This is a genomic window from Bradyrhizobium sp. NBAIM14 (genome assembly GCF_020193895.1).
Lineage (GTDB): Bacteria > Pseudomonadota > Alphaproteobacteria > Rhizobiales > Xanthobacteraceae > Bradyrhizobium > Bradyrhizobium yuanmingense.
In genome coordinates, this window is the sequence record NZ_JADYVQ010000003.1 from 293,304 (window position 1) to 309,511 (window position 16,208).

At 64.8% G+C, this 16,208-nt stretch carries 21 protein-coding genes and 1 tRNA gene; 11 read left to right on the forward strand and 11 right to left on the reverse strand.

Annotated features, from left to right (window positions below; all coding sequences use genetic code 11):
* Positions 1-50 precede the first annotated feature (50 nt).
* Both I6F28_RS10320 and I6F28_RS10325 read left to right on the forward strand, forming a co-directional pair.
* Positions 51-1,124, forward strand: a complete 1,074-nt coding sequence (locus I6F28_RS10320; protein WP_225139841.1) for a transglycosylase SLT domain-containing protein — start codon at positions 51-53, stop codon at positions 1,122-1,124.
* A gap of 327 nt (positions 1,125-1,451) precedes the next feature.
* On the forward strand, positions 1,452-2,627 hold the full coding sequence (locus I6F28_RS10325; protein ID WP_057029588.1) for a DUF2336 domain-containing protein: 1,176 nt from the start codon (positions 1,452-1,454) through the stop codon (positions 2,625-2,627).
* Between the two features lie 140 nt (positions 2,628-2,767).
* Here the strand turns inward: I6F28_RS10325 and I6F28_RS10330 are convergent, their stop codons facing one another.
* From I6F28_RS10330 to I6F28_RS10340, 3 genes are all read right to left on the reverse strand, one after another.
* Positions 2,768-3,346: an Hpt domain-containing protein gene (locus I6F28_RS10330; protein ID WP_225139842.1), complete on the reverse strand. Its 579-nt coding sequence runs from the start codon at positions 3,344-3,346 to the stop codon at positions 2,768-2,770.
* 28 nt (positions 3,347-3,374) lie between these two features.
* A complete protein-coding gene (locus I6F28_RS10335) occupies positions 3,375-3,920 on the reverse strand; it encodes a response regulator (protein ID WP_011088265.1) in 546 nt (181 codons plus the stop codon).
* Positions 3,921-4,012: 92 nt separating this feature from the next.
* Complete coding sequence (locus tag I6F28_RS10340) at positions 4,013-4,792, reverse strand: NAD kinase (protein WP_036010536.1); 780 nt, start codon at positions 4,790-4,792, stop codon at positions 4,013-4,015.
* A gap of 252 nt (positions 4,793-5,044) precedes the next feature.
* Here I6F28_RS10340 and I6F28_RS10345 point away from each other — a divergent pair, with 252 nt between their 5' ends.
* Positions 5,045-6,613: a S10 family peptidase gene (locus tag I6F28_RS10345; protein WP_225139843.1), complete on the forward strand. Its 1,569-nt coding sequence runs from the start codon at positions 5,045-5,047 to the stop codon at positions 6,611-6,613.
* On the opposite strand, the gene I6F28_RS10350 is transcribed toward I6F28_RS10345, so the two are convergent.
* A complete protein-coding gene (locus I6F28_RS10350) occupies positions 6,600-7,988 on the reverse strand; it encodes a serine hydrolase domain-containing protein (protein ID WP_225139844.1) in 1,389 nt (462 codons plus the stop codon). The two genes, I6F28_RS10345 and I6F28_RS10350, sit on opposite strands and share 14 nt — an antisense overlap.
* A 122-nt stretch (positions 7,989-8,110) precedes the next feature.
* Positions 8,111-8,653, reverse strand: a complete 543-nt coding sequence (locus I6F28_RS10355; RefSeq protein WP_036010542.1) for a tetratricopeptide repeat protein — start codon at positions 8,651-8,653, stop codon at positions 8,111-8,113.
* A 248-nt stretch (positions 8,654-8,901) separates the two neighbouring features.
* Here I6F28_RS10355 and I6F28_RS10360 point away from each other — a divergent pair, with 248 nt between their 5' ends.
* The 4 genes from I6F28_RS10360 (at position 8,902) to I6F28_RS10375 (ending at position 11,468) form a co-directional block, all read left to right on the forward strand.
* The gene (locus tag I6F28_RS10360) at positions 8,902-9,321 is read left to right on the forward strand and encodes a His-rich protein BRANT (RefSeq protein WP_225139845.1); all 420 of its coding nucleotides are present in this window, start codon (positions 8,902-8,904) and stop codon (positions 9,319-9,321) included.
* Between the two features lie 230 nt (positions 9,322-9,551).
* Positions 9,552-9,947 carry a hypothetical protein gene (locus tag I6F28_RS10365; protein ID WP_036010577.1) on the forward strand — a complete coding sequence of 132 codons (396 nt, stop codon included), beginning with the start codon at positions 9,552-9,554 and terminating at the stop codon, positions 9,945-9,947.
* A gap of 261 nt (positions 9,948-10,208) precedes the next feature.
* Positions 10,209-10,913 carry an outer membrane protein gene (locus I6F28_RS10370; RefSeq protein ID WP_036010580.1) on the forward strand — a complete coding sequence of 235 codons (705 nt, stop codon included), beginning with the start codon at positions 10,209-10,211 and terminating at the stop codon, positions 10,911-10,913.
* Positions 10,914-11,225: 312 nt separating this feature from the next.
* Positions 11,226-11,468 carry a DUF6719 family protein gene (locus I6F28_RS10375; RefSeq protein ID WP_036010549.1) on the forward strand — a complete coding sequence of 81 codons (243 nt, stop codon included), beginning with the start codon at positions 11,226-11,228 and terminating at the stop codon, positions 11,466-11,468.
* Between the two features lie 27 nt (positions 11,469-11,495).
* On the opposite strand, the gene I6F28_RS10380 is transcribed toward I6F28_RS10375, so the two are convergent.
* Positions 11,496-11,750 carry a hypothetical protein gene (locus I6F28_RS10380; RefSeq protein ID WP_036010552.1) on the reverse strand — a complete coding sequence of 85 codons (255 nt, stop codon included), beginning with the start codon at positions 11,748-11,750 and terminating at the stop codon, positions 11,496-11,498.
* Between the two features lie 312 nt (positions 11,751-12,062).
* On the reverse strand, positions 12,063-12,431 hold the full coding sequence (locus I6F28_RS10385; protein ID WP_225139846.1) for a hypothetical protein: 369 nt from the start codon (positions 12,429-12,431) through the stop codon (positions 12,063-12,065).
* 99 nt (positions 12,432-12,530) lie between these two features.
* On the opposite strand from I6F28_RS10385, the gene I6F28_RS10390 reads away from it, so the two are divergent.
* A complete protein-coding gene (locus I6F28_RS10390; RefSeq protein ID WP_167361680.1) occupies positions 12,531-12,695 on the forward strand; it encodes a hypothetical protein in 165 nt (54 codons plus the stop codon).
* Positions 12,696-12,718: 23 nt separating this feature from the next.
* Here I6F28_RS10390 and I6F28_RS10395 read toward each other — a convergent pair whose 3' ends face one another.
* Entirely contained in the window at positions 12,719-12,922 is a 204-nt protein-coding gene (locus tag I6F28_RS10395; RefSeq protein ID WP_225139847.1) for a hypothetical protein, read from the reverse strand.
* A 96-nt stretch (positions 12,923-13,018) separates the two neighbouring features.
* Positions 13,019-13,177 carry a hypothetical protein gene (locus I6F28_RS10400; protein WP_225139848.1) on the reverse strand — a complete coding sequence of 53 codons (159 nt, stop codon included), beginning with the start codon at positions 13,175-13,177 and terminating at the stop codon, positions 13,019-13,021.
* 57 nt (positions 13,178-13,234) lie between these two features.
* On the opposite strand from I6F28_RS10400, the gene I6F28_RS10405 reads away from it, so the two are divergent.
* Positions 13,235-13,954 carry a class I SAM-dependent methyltransferase gene (locus I6F28_RS10405; RefSeq protein ID WP_225139849.1) on the forward strand — a complete coding sequence of 240 codons (720 nt, stop codon included), beginning with the start codon at positions 13,235-13,237 and terminating at the stop codon, positions 13,952-13,954.
* Here I6F28_RS10405 and I6F28_RS10410 read toward each other — a convergent pair.
* Together I6F28_RS10410 and I6F28_RS10415 are read right to left on the reverse strand one after the other, a co-directional pair.
* Positions 13,942-14,016 (reverse strand) — tRNA-Thr (locus I6F28_RS10410). The two genes, I6F28_RS10405 and I6F28_RS10410, sit on opposite strands and share 13 nt — an antisense overlap.
* Before the next feature lie 169 nt (positions 14,017-14,185).
* Positions 14,186-14,680, reverse strand: a complete 495-nt coding sequence (locus tag I6F28_RS10415) for a hypothetical protein (RefSeq protein WP_225132628.1) — start codon at positions 14,678-14,680, stop codon at positions 14,186-14,188.
* 283 nt (positions 14,681-14,963) lie between these two features.
* Here I6F28_RS10415 and I6F28_RS10420 point away from each other — a divergent pair, with 283 nt between their 5' ends.
* Positions 14,964-15,446, forward strand: a complete 483-nt coding sequence (locus I6F28_RS10420; RefSeq protein WP_109143325.1) for a hypothetical protein — start codon at positions 14,964-14,966, stop codon at positions 15,444-15,446.
* A 41-nt stretch (positions 15,447-15,487) separates the two neighbouring features.
* The gene (locus I6F28_RS10425) at positions 15,488-16,000 is read left to right on the forward strand and encodes a hypothetical protein (RefSeq protein ID WP_225139850.1); all 513 of its coding nucleotides are present in this window, start codon (positions 15,488-15,490) and stop codon (positions 15,998-16,000) included.
* Positions 16,001-16,208: the final 208 nt, after the last annotated feature.

Consider the following 16,208-nt stretch of genomic DNA (forward strand, 5'->3'; position numbering starts at 1 on the left):
CGGAGCGTCAGTTAACCCCGCCTTAACCATACCTGTCCCACGGTGAGACGATGGGCGCCGAATTGCCGGCGTCGCTCAGCGCCGCGCGGGGCGGGCCCTCCACCATGTCGATCGACAGTTTCAGTGCCACGCAGACGGCCGGCCTTGATCCGTCGCGCGCGCGTGTCGCCGGTGCGATCAAGCAGGCCTCGAACGTCACAGGCGTCAGCTTCCAGTACATGCTGACCACGGCCAAAATGGAATCGGACTTCAATCCGACGGCCGCCGCCACCACCTCGTCCGCGCAGGGGCTCTACCAGTTCATCGACCAGACCTGGCTCGGCACGGTGAAGGAAGCGGGTACCCAGCTCGGCTATGGCAGCTACGCCGACGCCATCACCAGGACGTCATCGGGGACCTACACCGTCGACGATCCCGTCAAGAAGCGGTCGATCATGAAGCTGCGCGACGATCCCGAAGCCGCTTCCGCCATGGCCGCGGCGCTGACGCAGTCGAACAGCTTCAAGCTCACCGGCCTGCTCGGGCGCAGGCCGAGCGACAGCGAACTCTACATGGCCCATTTCATGGGCGTCCGCGGCGCGGCGAAATTGATCGCCAATGCCGAGGACAATCCGCAAGCCGTCGGCGCGCGGCTGTTTCCCAACGCGGCGGCCGCCAACCGCCCGATCTTCTACGCCAAGGACGGCCGCGCCCGCAGCGTCTCCGAGGTCTATTCGGTCCTGGACAGCCGCTATGCCAGCGCGGCCAATTCAAAGGTAACCCGCAGCGCGATGGCGATGTATGGCGCCACGCCTTCGACCACGCAGGTCGCGAGTGCCAATGCAGTGGTGCCCACTGCGCCTGTCGTGGACAACGCCGCCTATCTCCAGACCTTCCCGAATGCCCGCACAGTGACGCCCGTCAGCGCGACGTCGTCGACACATGTCGCGGACAGTCCGACGGGCACGCCGGTGTTTCGTTCGATCTATCAACCCGGCGATGCCACGCAGCCGGTCTCGACCACGGTGCAGAAACTATGGGGCAACAATGCCTCGCTCACCTCGGTCGCAGCGGCGACGCCGGACGTGCGGCCGCCGCAACCGCTCGATCTCTTCAGTGATCGCAGCGGCACGTTCTCGAGCTAGCTTCGCTCTTGCTCCGGACGCCGCGTTACGTCCGTGCACAAGATCGAGACTGTGTGCGCAGCTGCGTCAACACCGTCATTGCGAGCGCAGCGAAGCAATCCAGAATCTCTCCGCGGATACAGTCCTGGATTGCTTCGCTGCGCTCGCAATGACGGAGGATCAGCGAGAGCTCGTCGCGTGTGCCGCGCGTGGCGGCTTTGTTCCCTTAACAAATCATCAATAAAACCAGCCAGTTATGGTGAACGCTTTGTTAAGCGTCGTGGTTTATTTTGTGTTGCAGGTGACGAGCGTCATCGTTTTTCGTCTGTTGTGTAAGCCGGAAGCAGCATGATTGTTCGGCAGTTCATTCATTGGATCAGGACGGCACCCGCAGGCGAGCGGGCCGAGGCAACACGGGCGCTGGCCCGGGCCTGGCTGATCTCGGACCTTTCTGCAGACGATCGCATCGCCGCCGAAGGCGCGCTTCTGATGCTGCTTGACGATGCCTCGCCGCTGGTGCGGCAGGCGATGGCTGAAGCTTTTGCCCGCAGCCTCGATGCGCCGGCCGCAATCGTGCGGGCGCTGTCGGCCGATCAGCCGACGGTCGCGCTGCCGGTGCTCGAACATTCCCCGCTCTTGATCGACGCCGATCTCGTCGACATCGTCGCGACCGGCGGCGAGGAGGTGCAATGCGCAGTCGCGCGCCGCATCGCATTGCCGGTGTCGGTGTGCGCCGCGATCGCCGAAGTCGGCTGCGCGGCTGCCGCGCTGGAGCTGATCGAGAATCCCCATGCCGAGCTCGCCCCGTTCTCCTGGGACCGGATCGTCGAGCGTCATGGCCATCTAGCCGCGATCCGCGAGGCGATGCTGGTGCTGGAGGATCTGCCGGCTGCAACGCGTGCTGCGCTGGTGGCAAAGCTCTCCGAGACGCTGGCGCAATTCGTCGTGGCGCGGAACTGGCTGAGCGCCGACCGCGCCGACCGCATCACCATCGAGGCGCGCGACCGCTCCACCATGAACATCGCGGCGCGCTCGCGCGGCGATGACATGCAGGGCCTGGTCCGGCATTTGCGCATCACCGGCCAGCTGACCGCGGGCCTGATCCTGCGCGCATTGCTGTCGGGCAATCTGGACTTGTTCGACGCGGCACTCGCCGAACTCGCCGATCTGCCGCTGGCGCGCGTCTCGGCGCTGCTGCACGAGCGCGGCGGCAACAGCGTGCACGCGCTGCTCCGTCGCGCCGGGCTTCCGGAGGCGACGTTTGCGGCGTTCCAGGTCGCGCTCGATGCCTGCCACGAGCAGGGCTTCGTCGATAGCGACGACGGCGCGGCGCGGCTGCGCCGGCGCATGGTCGAGCGCGTGCTCACCCATTGCGAGTCCGATCGCGGCGCCACCGAGCCGCTGATGGTCCTGCTGCGCCGCTTCGCCACTGAATCCGCGCGCGAAGAGGCACGGCTGTTCTGCGACGAGATTGTCGCGGATGATGTGGTCGATCCGCTCTATGACGATCTGATTGCGGCGTAGTTCGAAGCTCGCGACAAGGCGGGCCGGAAGAGAGACAGGCTCCGTCATTGCGAGCGCAGCGAAGCAATCGAGAATCCCTCCGCGGGGACAGTCTGGATTGCTTCGCTGCGCTCGCAATGACGAGAGGAGAGAGTTCGGCCTTATTCCGCCGGCGCGATGCTCGGCGCCAGGATCACCTCGAGATGCTCGGGGCGGTCGCGGTTGACGTAGGCAAGATAATCATCGGCGACCTTGCGCAGGCGGTGGCTGAGCTCGGCCGAGACGCTGATCCTGTCCAGCCTGGTGTTCTCGTGCACGATGGCGAGAATGGCGTTGATGTGGTGCGTGAACAGCTCGGCCGGCACCTTTTCCAGGTCAGGCGCGTGCTCGATGACGCGGCACAGGCTTTCGGCGATGCCTGCGGCTGAAGGAAAGCCGAATGTCGCCGCATCCCCCTTGATGTCATGCGCGGCGTGAAACAGCTCGTCGCGCAGTTTCTTCGTGAAGCCGTCGTTCTGCACGGCCGTCCAGGCGGCGTACAGTCGCTGGGCCTCGATCGCCATCCAGTCCTTGAACTCGCCGGAGAGGCTCGCGAGCGCCTGCTCGGCGCGGGCGACCGGGTCGTCGAGGTCTTTTTCTTCGACGCGGCGCAGGACCTTGCGCAGCGGATTGGGCTGCGTGATGACCTGGTGCGTGGCGAAGGCCTTGACCTCGATGTCCTTTGCGCTGTTCTTCGCCATGATGCCTGCCTCGTCTGAAGCGGTTGCGCTAGATGGTGGAGCGGGCCTTGTCGAGCAGCGAGGGCTGCTGCAGCACCTCGTGCTTTTCGCCGACGCGGCGCTCCGGGCCCATATAGGCGGAGTTGGTGTTGCGGCGCCGGTCGGGGCCGAAATAGGTCTTGGTCTTGATGAAGGGGCGGGGATTGGCGACGACGTTGAGGATACGCTGATAGAGCCCCTTGGCCGAGATCGGCTTGGCCAGAAATTCGGTGACGCCGGCATCGCGCGCGACCGTGACGCGACGTTTCTCCGAATGTCCGGTCAGCATGATGATCGGTGCGTAGGGATTGCCCTTGGATTCCGGCTGCCGGATCATCTGCGCGAGCTCGAGCCCGTCGAAGATCGGCATGGCCCAGTCGGTGATGACGATGTCGGGCACGTAATGGCTGTACATTTCGAGCGCCGTGGCGCCGTCCTCGGCCTCATAGACCTCGCGCGCGCCGAACGAATGCAGCAGCGTCCGCAGGATGCGGCGCATGTGCGGATTGTCGTCGCAGACGAGGAAGCGCAGCTTGTTGAAGTCGATACGGAACATGACGCCCGGGCCAAAAGCGGGTCAACCTTCGTTAACCATATCGTGCCGGGAGTTAACGAAGGGTTGCGGCCAGGGTTGGGGCGGCAGGACACTCAGTAGCCGAACTGCTCCCGCAGGATGCGCTCTTCCAGGCTGTGGCCAGGGTCGAACAGCATCCGCATCGAGATGCTCTTGTCCGAAAGCACTTCGACGCGCCGGACCCTGCGCACCTCCTCGTGGTCGGCGACCGCTGCGACGGGGCGCTTGTCGTCTTCCAGCACCTCGATCACGACATAGGCGGTATTGGGCAGGAGGGCGCCGCGCCAGCGCCGCGGCCGGAAGGCGCTGATTGGCGTCAGCGCCAGCAGGGCGGCGTTGATTGGGAGGATGGGTCCCTGGGCGGAGAGGTTATAGGCCGTCGAGCCTGCCGGCGTCGCGACGATAATGCCATCGGCGATCAGCTCCGGCATGCGTTCGCGCTCGTCGATAAGTATCCGCAAGCGCGCCGCCTGGGAGGTCTGGCGGAATAAGTAGACCTCGTTGATGGCGTGGTGCAGGTGAACGCGGTCGTTGACGTCGGTCGCGCGCATCAGGAGCGGATTGATCTCGGATTCATGCGCCGTCTCGAGCCGTTGGCGCAGATCATGCGTCGAGTACTCGTTCATCAGGAAGCCGACCGTGCCGCGGTGCATGCCGTAGATCGGCTTTCCCGTGCGCATATGGTGGTGCAGCGTCTGCAGCATCAGCCCATCGCCGCCGAGTGCGACGACTACGTCGGCCTCATCGGGATCGCAATTGCCATAATCCCTGGTCAGCTGGCCAAAGGCGGCTTGCGCCTCGTTGCTCGGGCTGGCGACGAAGGCGATCCGGTCGTATCGCGCAGGCTTGGTCATGGCTTCTCGGCAGGGCCGCTGGGTCGAGGAAGGTTCCGCCGGGCTCGTCTATACGAGGTAGGCCCGTATTGTCGAGGATGACCGCCCACCAAAGCTAACGGGGACGATCCAACCGGACTTAAGCACCGAACCGGGCAATTTGAACCCGGCCGGCCGCTTCAGGGTTCGCACTGCCAATGATTCCCCAAACCGTCGCAATTTGGCGCTACCTTTCTGACTGCCGGCGATCACGGCCGGACACGGAGGACGATCATGGTCACGACTTTGCCGGCGCTCCGCCGTGCGGGCCTGGTGTTGGCGGTGTCGGCTTTCGCGTTCGTCGGCCTTGCACACGCAGATGATGCGCCGCAGCCGCGCTCCGAGGCGGCCGCGCCGGCCGGACAGAAGGGGGGCCGCGGCGGTGGCGCACAAGGCGCGCCGCAGACGTCGTCGTCCGCGGCCGAGCCGCACCGTCTGCCGCCGGATTCGACCACGAAACAGACGCTCGATCTGCCCGGCCGGACCCTCAACTTCACGGCCACCGCCGGGTCGATCCGCGTGTTCGATGGCAAAGGCGAGCCGTTGGCCGACATCGCCTATACGTCCTACCAGCTCGACGGTGCCGAGCGCGCCACGCGTCCGGTGACGTTCCTGTTCAACGGCGGGCCCGGTGCGTCCTCGGCCTGGCTTCAGTTCGGCGCGGCCGGGCCGTGGCGGTTGCCGCTCGATGGCGAGGCCCTGTCGCCGTCGGCCTCGCCCGAGGTGAAGCCGAACGCGGAGACCTGGCTCGACTTCACCGATCTCGTCTTCATCGACCCCGTCAGCACCGGCTACAGCCGCTTCGTGGCGAGCGGCGAGGATGCCCGCAAATCGTTCTACTCCGTCGATGGCGACGCCAACTCGATCGCGCTCGTGATCCGCCGCTGGCTCGAAAAGCACGAGCGGCTGACTTCGCCGAAATACGTCGCCGGCGAAAGCTATGGCGGCATTCGCGGCCCCAAGGTCTTGCGCCAGTTGCAGCTCCAGCACGGCGTCGGCGTCAGGGGCTTGATCCTGGTCTCGCCGCTCCTGGATTTCCGCGAGTTCACCGGCACGAGCCTCCTGCAATATGTCGCGACCTTGCCGAGCTATGTCGCGGTGGCGCGCGAAGCCAAACGTCCGGTCAAGCGCGCCGACCTCGCCGACGTCGAGGCTTACGCGCGCGGCGAATTCCTGACCGATCTCGTCAGGGGCGAGGCGGACAAGGAGGCAACGACGCGTCTGGCCGACAAGGTCGCCGAACTCACCGGCATCGACCAGGCGGTGAGCCGCCGCCTCGCCGGCCGCTTCGACGTCGGTGAATTCCGCCGCGAATTCGACCGCAAGAACGGCAAGGTGACCGGACGCTACGATGCCTCGGTGCGCGGCTTCGATCCCTATCCGGACTCGAGCAGCTCGCGCTTCGGCGATCCCTCCGGCGATGCGCTCCAGGCACCGCTGACGAGCGCCGCGGTCGACGTGCTCTCGCGCAAGCTCAACTGGCGGCCCGGCGGCTCATATGAAGTCCTGAACGGTGCTGTCGAAGGGCAATGGGATTTCGGCCGCGGCATCAACCCGCCGCAATCGGTCTCCGAGCTGCGCCAGATCCTCGCCACCGATGCGAAGCTGAACGTGCTGGTCACGCACGGCCTGTTCGATCTCGCCACGCCCTATTTCGCAACGAGGCGGGTGCTCGACCAGTTACCGGCCTTCGTGACGCAGCGCGTGAAGTTCGTGGTCTATCCCGGCGGCCACATGTTCTATTCGCGCGACGGATCGCGGCAGGCGTTCCGAAGCGAGGTCGAGGCGCTCATTCGGGAGTAGGCCGGCGCTTGCGCGGCGGATACCGGCGCGCGATCTCGCGTGCGACGACTTTTTTTGGCTTCACGTTCGCGCCGGCAATCCAGATGTCGCTGACCTTGCCGCGCTTGTCACGGACCCGGCGCACCGGCTCGCCGTGGCTGGAATAGCCGGCAGCCCAGGCGAGCTTGCCGGTGTCGCGGCCGGTCACTTCGATTTCGGCGGCATCCATGAACGGGTTGTTGAACTGCGGGTTGGCGACGAGCACGCGGTCGCCGGCGGGGACGAGATCGGTCGCACCCCAGATCGTCCACCAGCGCCCGGTCCAGTCGCGCACGCGCCGGTCGGGGGCGCCGCGGGTCTGGAAGACGCGCAGGATCTGCATCGCGCCGTCCATCCAGAACGGCGCCGCGCCGTCGATCGAGTTGCTGAGGATGCTGATTGCAAGCTCGCAAGCGGGAATGGAGCAGGTCCGCGAGATATAGCCCTGGAAACCGCCGCCATGGCCGAACCAGTCCCAGCCGTCGGTCTTGCCGGCATTGACTCCCAAGCCGTAATAGGCCTCGACGCTCTGCGGGATGCGCCAATGATTTCGCGTCATCTCACGGCGGCTCGCGACCGACAGCACGCTCTCCTTCGCGTTGGGCGCCAGCTGCGCGAAGAAGCGTGCGGTGTCGGCGGAGGTGGCGACGAAGCCTGCGGCAGATGCCATTGCATGTGCGGGATTGTCGCCGGGGATCACGCAGCGCTCGCCAAACGGCACTCTTCGCGTGTGGCCGCGCGCGAAGGCTGCGCCCTTGGGAAGCGGTGCGTCCGGTTCGGTCTCGCGCAGGCCGGCCGGCGCAATGATCTCGCGCTTGATCCAGACGGAGTAGGGCTCCTTCGCAACAGCTTCGATCACGAGGCCGAGCAGGCCAAAGCCGTGATTGGAATATTTGAAGCGTGTGCCGGGGTCGATCGCGGTCGGCAGCTTCAATTCTGCAAGCAGCTCCTTGGCATCGAGATAGGGGCGGCTGTCGATGAACTGGCCGGAATCGGCGCCGTCGCGCGTCAGCCCCGCGCTGTGCGATAGCACTTGCGCGATCGTGGTCTCGGCGACGCGCGGATCGAGGCCGCCGACATATCGGCCGACATGGTCGTCGAGCCGGAGCTTGCCCCGCTCGCGCAGCTTCATGATGCCGGCCGAGGTGAAGCTCTTGGAGTGCGAGGCGATGCGGAAGCGATGGCGCGGGGTGAGCTTCTCGCCGGTGTCGAGATTGGCGAGGCCGAACGCATGCTCGGCGACGACCTCGCCGCGATGGGCGAAAGCCACGATGACGCCCGGCTGCTGGATCGTCGTCAGCTGGTATTCGATCCAGGAGCCGATGTAGTCGATCGCGGATCGCAGCCACGTGTCCATTGCGCTACCGGTTTGCGAGGGAGGTCGGTGCGAAAGGCTAGCCGAGAAAGCAGAACGGGCACAACCTGAAAGGTTGTGCCCGTTTGCGTCGTTCGGAGATGCGATGTCTCCAGTCTATGCCTTCAGTAGACGAGCGTCGCGCCGGTCGGCTTGTCGAGCGCTTCGGCCAGCGAGCGATATTCCGAGCTGCCGGTGCCGGCGAGCGAGGCGATCTTGTCGAGGTGGTATTGCGCCTGCTCGCGGTTGCCCTGCTCGAGCTGCCAGAGGCCGTAATATTGCCAGGTGCGGACGTGGTTCGGATCGTCCTTCAGCGCCAGCTCATAATAGGCCTTCGACGACTGGTAGTCGCCGAGCTTGCGATAGGAGTAGCCGATCAGGTTGGCGACGTCCGCGACGTCGTTGCGCTTGAGCGACTTCAGCTGGTCGATCGCGCCCCTGTAATCGTGCTTGTCGTAGATCGCGGCGTAGGCGGTGCGGTAGGCCGCGAGGAATTTGGGGTCGCTGACGGAAGAGCTCTTCTTCTTGCCCTTCTTGGTCGAGGTGTCCGATTTCGGCGGCGACGAAGGGTCGTCGCCGGCGGCGGCATACGCGCTGGACAGCACCGGCGCGGCCGCCAGTGTCATAGCGACGAGTCCCGGCACAACGAGCATTGAGAGTTTGCGCATCTAAGTTCTCCGGTATGGAACGTGGCGATCCTACACGATTGCCCGAAGACCGGAACACCTCTCGGGCAAAAACATTCCCGCGTCGCACGATCTATTCGCCCGGCCGTGGATGACAAACGTGTCATCGAGATGAACGGAAGCCTGCAAGGGGCTTCAGATTGGGTTCAGTGCACCCCGCTTATGTTCCTTCCCACGATCGATGGGGGCGAGAGGGCGCCGCCTGATGATCCTTCCAAGAGGAGACCACCATGTTGAAGACCATTTCTGCAGCTTTGCTCGCAACCTCCGTGATCGCAGCCCCGGCGTTCGCCGCCGAGGCCGGCAAGACCACCACAGCCGCGCCGGTGATCAAGGCCGACCAGAGCCAGACCAAGGCGGCGACCGCTGCCGCAAAACCGGAAGCCGGCGTCAAGGCCGACGCCAAGACCGACGCCAAGACGGACGCCAAGACGGACGTGAAGACGACGGACGCGAAGGCTTCCGATGTCAAGACGGACGCCAAGGTGGATGGCAAGTCGAAGGCAATGGACGCCAATGCCGCGGTCACCACCGACCAGCACAAGAGCGTGAGCAAGCATCGCCATCACGACAAGCAGGTCACGGCCAAGGAGTCGCAGAAGGCGCAGCCGGATGTGACCAAGCCCGCGACGTCTGACAAGCGCAACTGACGACTGATCGCGCGCGGCGGCATCCCTGGCATTGCCCGCCGCCGCGCGCGGACGTCAGGCCCGGCCCGTTGCCACGCCTCGGGCGGAAGCCCGAGATGTCGGCGGCTGGCCGGTGCGCTGTTTGCGCCGCTGCAAGCGAATTCCCTTCATCCCGGCTTGGGGCTAGAACGTCTCCTGATCTGTTCGAGCGGAGAGCGGGGCCTGTGGGGCGATTGGCGAGATGTGCGGTGATCCTGGCGTTGCCGCTGGCGCTTGCGGCATGTTTCGGCAGCGACAGTGACCGTCCGACTTTCATGGGCGGGACCCAGGCCGGCGGGCCGCAGCCGTTTCCCGACAATTTCCGGAACGACACGGTGGCGTTGATGCGGGCCTACCTCAACAATCCGGTCGGCGTGCGCAATGCCGCCATGGCCGAGCCGGTACAGCGCGAGGTCGGCGGCCGGCAGTTCTATGTGAGCTGCCTGCACTTCACCCCGCGCGAGACGGATGGGAGCTACAAGGGCATGCGCGAGCGGGCCGTGATCTTCGTCAACGGCCGGGCGGACCGCGTGGTCGACCAGACCAGCGATCTCTGCGCCGGTGCGGTTTACGCACCGTTTCCGGAACTGGAAAAGATGACGCGGTAGCGCAAAGGCAGCCTTTATCGCCCGGTGTTAGACAGAAGGAGCCGGAGCCGCTGGATCACATTTCGGCGAGCTTTGAACGGGGTGGTTTCGTCTTGCGACAAATCGTGGCGGCGGCCTTGCGCAGCCGAATTGACGGAACAAATTCGTGTTGTTGCCACGCCGTCACAGTCACGAACGATCAACGTTCCGGCATTGCCGCGAAGCAACCCAATTCACGCCACGTTGTTTCCCGAGTGTCGTAATGAAAGAACGGGGATGATCATGAAGTCGATCTTGCTGGGTGCAGCAGCTCTGCTGGCGCTGGTTGCGCCGGCCGCAGCGGCCGACATGCAGCCGCGCGCCTATACCAAGGCTCCGGTCACGCCGCCGCAGGTGATCTATAACTGGACCGGTTTCTATATCGGTGGCCATCTCGGCGGCGCGTTTGCCGGCGACAACAGCTTCCAGTCGAGCGACGCGCGTTTCCTGGGCGGCGTGCAGGGCGGCTTCGACTACCAGTTCGCGCCCAACTGGGTGGTGGGTATCGAGGCCCAGTATTCCTGGCTGCCGACCAACAACAATGGCGCCATCTTCCCGCTGGGCACGCAGGTGACATCCAACACCGACCAGATCGGGTCGGTGACCGGTCGCATCGGTTACACCTGGGGACCGACGCTGCTTTACGCCAAGGGCGGTTATGCCTGGCGGAATAACGGCCTTGGCGTGAACATCGCCGGGGTGCCGCAGGCCTTCACCACCACCGGCAACAACAAGGACGGCTATACGGTCGGCGCCGGCCTCGAATACATGTTCGCGCCGAACTGGTCGGCCAAGGCCGAGTATCAATATTACAATTTCGGCAGCACGACCTTCACCTCCGGCCCGGCTGACATCGTCGGCGTTCGTGGCCGGGAGGACGAGCATACCGTCAAGGCCGGGGTGAACTATCGCTTCGGCTGGGGCGGCCCGGCCGCCTCGCGGTACTGACGTCAGCGCCGACCCAAGATCTGAAGATCCAAGACCTGAAGATCCAAGACCTGAACATCCAAGACCTGAACATCCAAGACCTGACAAAGGCCGGCTCCGCCGGCCTTTCGTTTGCCGGCCTGCCGCCTCCGGCGCCTGCTTTCTTTGCATTCCGTGAACCATTTGGCGCGTCATTTGCTTGCAAACGATGCTGGCGCGCCTTCTCACGCGCGTCATGGGGCTGGCGTAAAGCAAAAATAATTTTTGCGGTTTACGGAACTCGCGCTCCGGAACGCGTTATATGACAATTACCGGGCAGGTGGGACGACGGACATGCGTATCTTGGTGTCGGCAGTGGTGCTCTCGTTCTTCGGCTGCCTGCCGTGCTCTGCACAGACAATCCTCAGATCCGAGCCTCTGATGTTGGCACCGTACGAAGTTGCCTTCGTCAAGGACGCTTCATGTCCGTCGGGCAAGGTCATGAAGGTCACCGGCGCCATCCGCGGGCTGCACCGCCGCAAGGCCTGCGTAACGATGCCGGGCGAGCAAGCCTCGCTTGTGGCGGCCACCCCCTGAGCTTTCGCTCCGGCTCCGTGCCGGAACTCAGGAATTCAGCTCGAGCTCCATTCTGGACTGCCGATCGGCCTCCGCCTTGTTCTTGGCGGGGTCCTCGCCTTGAGCCGCCTGGCACGGCTCGATCTTGTAATCATTGTCGAGCACCCGGCGCGGTCCCGGCCGCTCGTCGTCCGCCGTCACGTCCACGACGAGACCACTCCGCTCGGCGAGCTTCCAGACGTCGGCCTCGCTCGGATAGGACTTGCTGATTTGGGCGTCATTGCAGAAGAGGGCGTAGGGCATGCATCCCGACTCCAGGAATGCCCGTTAACGAGCTTACGGGGGGAGGGTTCCGGCCACCCGCCCGATCACGCGCCCGTGATCGTCGTGGACGGCCCTTGAGTCCTTAACGAGTCCTGAATCCCGGAAAAAAGAATCCCTGGGACTCTTCGGCCGGAATCAGCGGATGTTTTCGGCCATGACGAGCGACCTGAACACATCCTGCGGGCACATGCTCCTGCCGCTCACGCTGGCGCTGTTCGGCGCCTGCGCGGCCAATCTCTGGCTGGTCTGGTCGTGGTTGTAGGGTCCTGGCTGTAGGGCCCTGGCCGGGCCTTATTCGGCCGGCGGACCTGAGGCGTCGCGGATGGCTGCACGCAATTTGGTCAGGGTCGCCGCACAATATTCCTCACGTTCGCGCTCGAAGCGCTCCTGGTGCTTGCGGAAATTGGCGATGCGGGCCTGCATCTCGGCACGGAATTCGCCGCTCGTCCGCGTCGGCAGAGGCGCGGGCCGCGGCGGAAGGGGGGCTTGCGGCGGTTCGATCTCGACGGTGACCGCCTCCACGGTGACGATCTCCATCGCGACGGCCGGGCCAGATGCGGGCGCCTCCGGCTGAAGGATATCATCCTTCCTGCCGGTCACCGATTGGACGAAAGCCAGCGTCTGCGCGATCAGTGCGTCGCGCTCCCTGATCCATTTCATGATCCACCTCAGCCGCGCGTATTCCAGCAAAGCGGCTGCTTCGAATCAAGGCTGTTTGCAAGGGTTGCATATTTTTCCCGGTAGCCCGACACTGGGCAGATGGATGCATCGAAAGAAAGACCGAACGAGGCGGAGGGCCTGAGGCTCATCCGCGCGTTCCTGACGCTGCCGCCCGACAAGCGGGCGGAGGTGATCGCGTTTGTCGAGGAATTGGCGCGTGTCCACGGCCGACCCGAGGAGGGCGCCAAGGCCTCGCCGAGGTAAGCAAGACCTCGTCGAGGTGAGCGCTACCGCTCGCGCGGATTGACGTTGGGCTCGAACGGCGCGCCGACCACCCGAACCGGGATCTGAGCTGGCGTGCGCGGAGTGGGCTCGATCACGGCCCTATCGGCGACCAGCTTATCGGGCGTCCGTACAGGCGCCGGCTCGAACAGCGCCAACGTCCCGGCCACGGCGATACAGCACAGCGTCACCGTCGCCAGCAGAATCATGTTTCGGTTTTCTTCCCGGATCCGCATGCGCTGACAACGGCTGGCGCCGGAGCCGGTTCCGGGCCGGCGATTTTCGATGCGAAAACGGGAGCTCGCCTAGGGCGCCAGCACCACGCCGAGCGCGAGCACGAACAGCATGGCCGTCGTGACGACGGCCGTCACCGCGCCGGCGACTATCTTGGCCTTCTCTTTGGGCGTGGTGGAGCGCATGGTCTCGACGAGACGAATGGCGCGCGTAGGTTCGCTGCCAGGCAATTTCGAACAGTTCGGCGGGATTGTATAGTTGTACCCGCGCCGCAAAAGGCTCGCCCAATGACCGCCGATCGTCCTCCCGTGCTTGCGCACGAAGGCTTCGTTGCCGACCGTGACAATTTCTCAGGGCTGGATCTCGCCGCGCGGTTCGCGCGGATCGAGCGGACCAACCTCTGGGGCGCGGCCACTTCGGTGTCCGGCCTCGGCTCGGAGGATGTCGCCACAGCCGCAATCCAGGAGGCGCTGCCTGCATTGCTGCTACGGCTCGGCGTTCGCTCGCTGCTCGATGCGCCCTGCGGCGATGCAGGTTGGATCGGCCAGCTCAAGCTCGATGTCGATTACACCGGCATCGACATCGTACCGTCGCTGATCGATGCAAACCGCCGGCGTGTCGCAGCCGACGGTTCGTCCGGTCGGTTTCTCGTCGCTGACATTACGCGCGATGCGCTGCCGCACGCCGACGTCATTCTCTGCCGGGATTGCCTGGTGCATCTGAGCTTTGCGAACATCTATCGCGCGCTCGCGCAATTTCGGATGAGCGGCGCGCGCTTCCTGCTCGTCACGACCTTTCCGGAGTGGCAAGACAATCACGATTGCGAGGATGGCGACTGGCGCGCGCTCAACATGGAGAAGCCGCCGTTCGGCTGGCCGGCACCGCAGGCGCTGATCAACGAGCGTTGCGAGGAGGGCAATGGCGGCTGGCGCGACAAGAGCCTCGGCCTCTGGCGGATGGATGGATTGCCGGAGAACAGTTGCGCGTCAGAAGCTGGTGCCGGCTGAGGGGATTGAACCCCCGACCTTCGGTTTACAAAACCGCTGCTCTACCGCTGAGCTAAGCCGGCATGCCTCAAGAGGCAGGGCAGAGCTCGGCTCGCGCCGGGGCCGTCTACCCGTGCGCGCCGCAATACCAGACTTGATCGGAAAGTGCCAGAACCGGGAGGTCGTCGTCGCAGGACGTGAAGCGGGCGGCCGCGCGGGCCGCCCGATGTGTCGCGTTCGGCTCAAGCCGGCTTACTGGCAGAGCTGCCGGCGGCCGTCTGCGCCCTTGAAGTAAGTGCCGGGCGTACAGACGAAACCGTTGCGCTGGGCATAGGTGCGCCTGTCCCAGCTACGATTGTCCCAGCCACGGTCCCACGAATTGTCGTAGGCGTAGGAATTGTCCCAGCCGCGGAATGGTGCGGTGGCAATCGCACCGGCGGTGCCGATCGCGGCGCCGGCGACGCCGGCCGCCGTCCCGACAGCGCCCGCCGCAACGTCGGTCGGCCAGAAGCCGGTGGGGCTCCTGTTCCAGTCGTTATTCCAGTCGCGGTTGGCCTGACGATAGGCCGCGCGGCGATGGCGATAGCCGCTCTCGGTGGTGGCCTGTCCCGGTCCGAAGGTCTGGCAATTGGCGTTCGGGAATTGCGCCGAGCAGCGGCCCTGATTGGTGACGACGGTCTGCGCCATGGCAGAGCCTGCCAGCATGGTCGCTGCGATCGCCGTGGCCCCGAGAAGCTTGATGGTCATGGTTGTTCGCTCCCATTTTGTGGACAGGAGCTAAACGCTGACGGCGCAGGACGTTCCGATGCAACCTTGGGATTTTTCGGAGGCGAGCCGTCAAACCGATGTGAGCAGCATGCGTTGTTCCAGCCGCGCGGTTCCGCGCCGTTAACGCTTCGCTAGCTCGCCGTGCAGCATTTGAGCGGCGCGCAATCCTTGCACGTTAGGCTTACCGGAATTTGGTGAGCAGGCCTTAACTCTCTCTGCGTCGCGATCGGTTAGGTTGCGCCCGGATAACCGGGGTCTCCTCATGCGTGCCGTGGCGCTCGCCGCCTTTCTGATCGGACTGCCTGCAACCGCGTTTGCAGCCGGCTTCGAGATCGTCGTTCCCGGCCGTCCCGGCGTGCCTGTAATCATCAACAACATCGATGCGTCCTATGCCGTCGTCGAGGGCACCTGGGGCCTCGGCAAGGGCCAGCAGGTGCAGCCCACGATCTATGGCGGACGCTATATCGCCGAGCGGCAGCCCGATAACGTCGGCCATTATTATCCGACGCTGGGCCTGCGGCCAGGCTACGGCCGGCTCGAGGTCGAGCCGCCGGCGAACCGCAAATTGCCCAAGCCCGCCGAGAGCTACCACCAGAGCTGGGGTGCCTCGTCCGCGCCGCTGCCGGCGCAGATGGATCCGCCCGTCGATCCGCCGCCGGTGATCTACGCGCCCGAGATCAACGACCGTCCTCGGCCCCCGCGGCCGCGGCCGCGCACAGAGATACCCGGCAGGCCGCCGGGTTGAGAAACGTGAAAACCAAAAACGGAAATCAACAGGAGAGAGTAATGCGTCAAATGATTTCGGGACTGGTCGCGGCAACTGCCGTGATGTTCGCCGCCACCGCGCCGGCCGCGGCCTGCGGTTTCACCACATGCGCGCCGGTGGCGCCGGTCTATACCGGCTGCAACACCGGATGCGGCGGATATGGTTATGGCTATGGCTACGGCTACGGCGCCTATGAGCGTCTCGCCGAGCCGACCACGCAGTATTATTACGTCAACCAGGGTCCGACCTATACCGGTCCGGGCGCCTTCGCGCCGTACCCGACCTATCGCGAGGACGCGGTCGTCGCGCCCGCCAATTACGGCTATGGCTATGGCTATCGTGCCGCTGCGGTCGCGCCGCCGGCCGCTTATCCCTATCGCCGCCCGTACTTCCGTCCCTATCGCTACGGCTACGGTCCCCGCTACGGCTATCTGCCGCGCGTTCACTACGGCCATGCTCACCGCTACGGCTACGCCCACCGCCATGCGCCGCGCTATTATGGCGGTCACCGCGTGCTGCGCCGCTATTACTGATCTCTGATCGGTTGAGATTTGCGAAGCGCCCGTTCGCGTGATGCGGACGGGCGTTTTGCTTTCTCTTCAAAACAACCCCATGCACAGTAGCCGGGAACAGTGAAATCAAGGACTTGAAGCGCAATGTGCCCGAGATGAGCGAGCATCGCTCATTAGCTCACTGTTCGAACTCCAAATTTCGGAAAAACAGAGACTTCGATTGATCCGT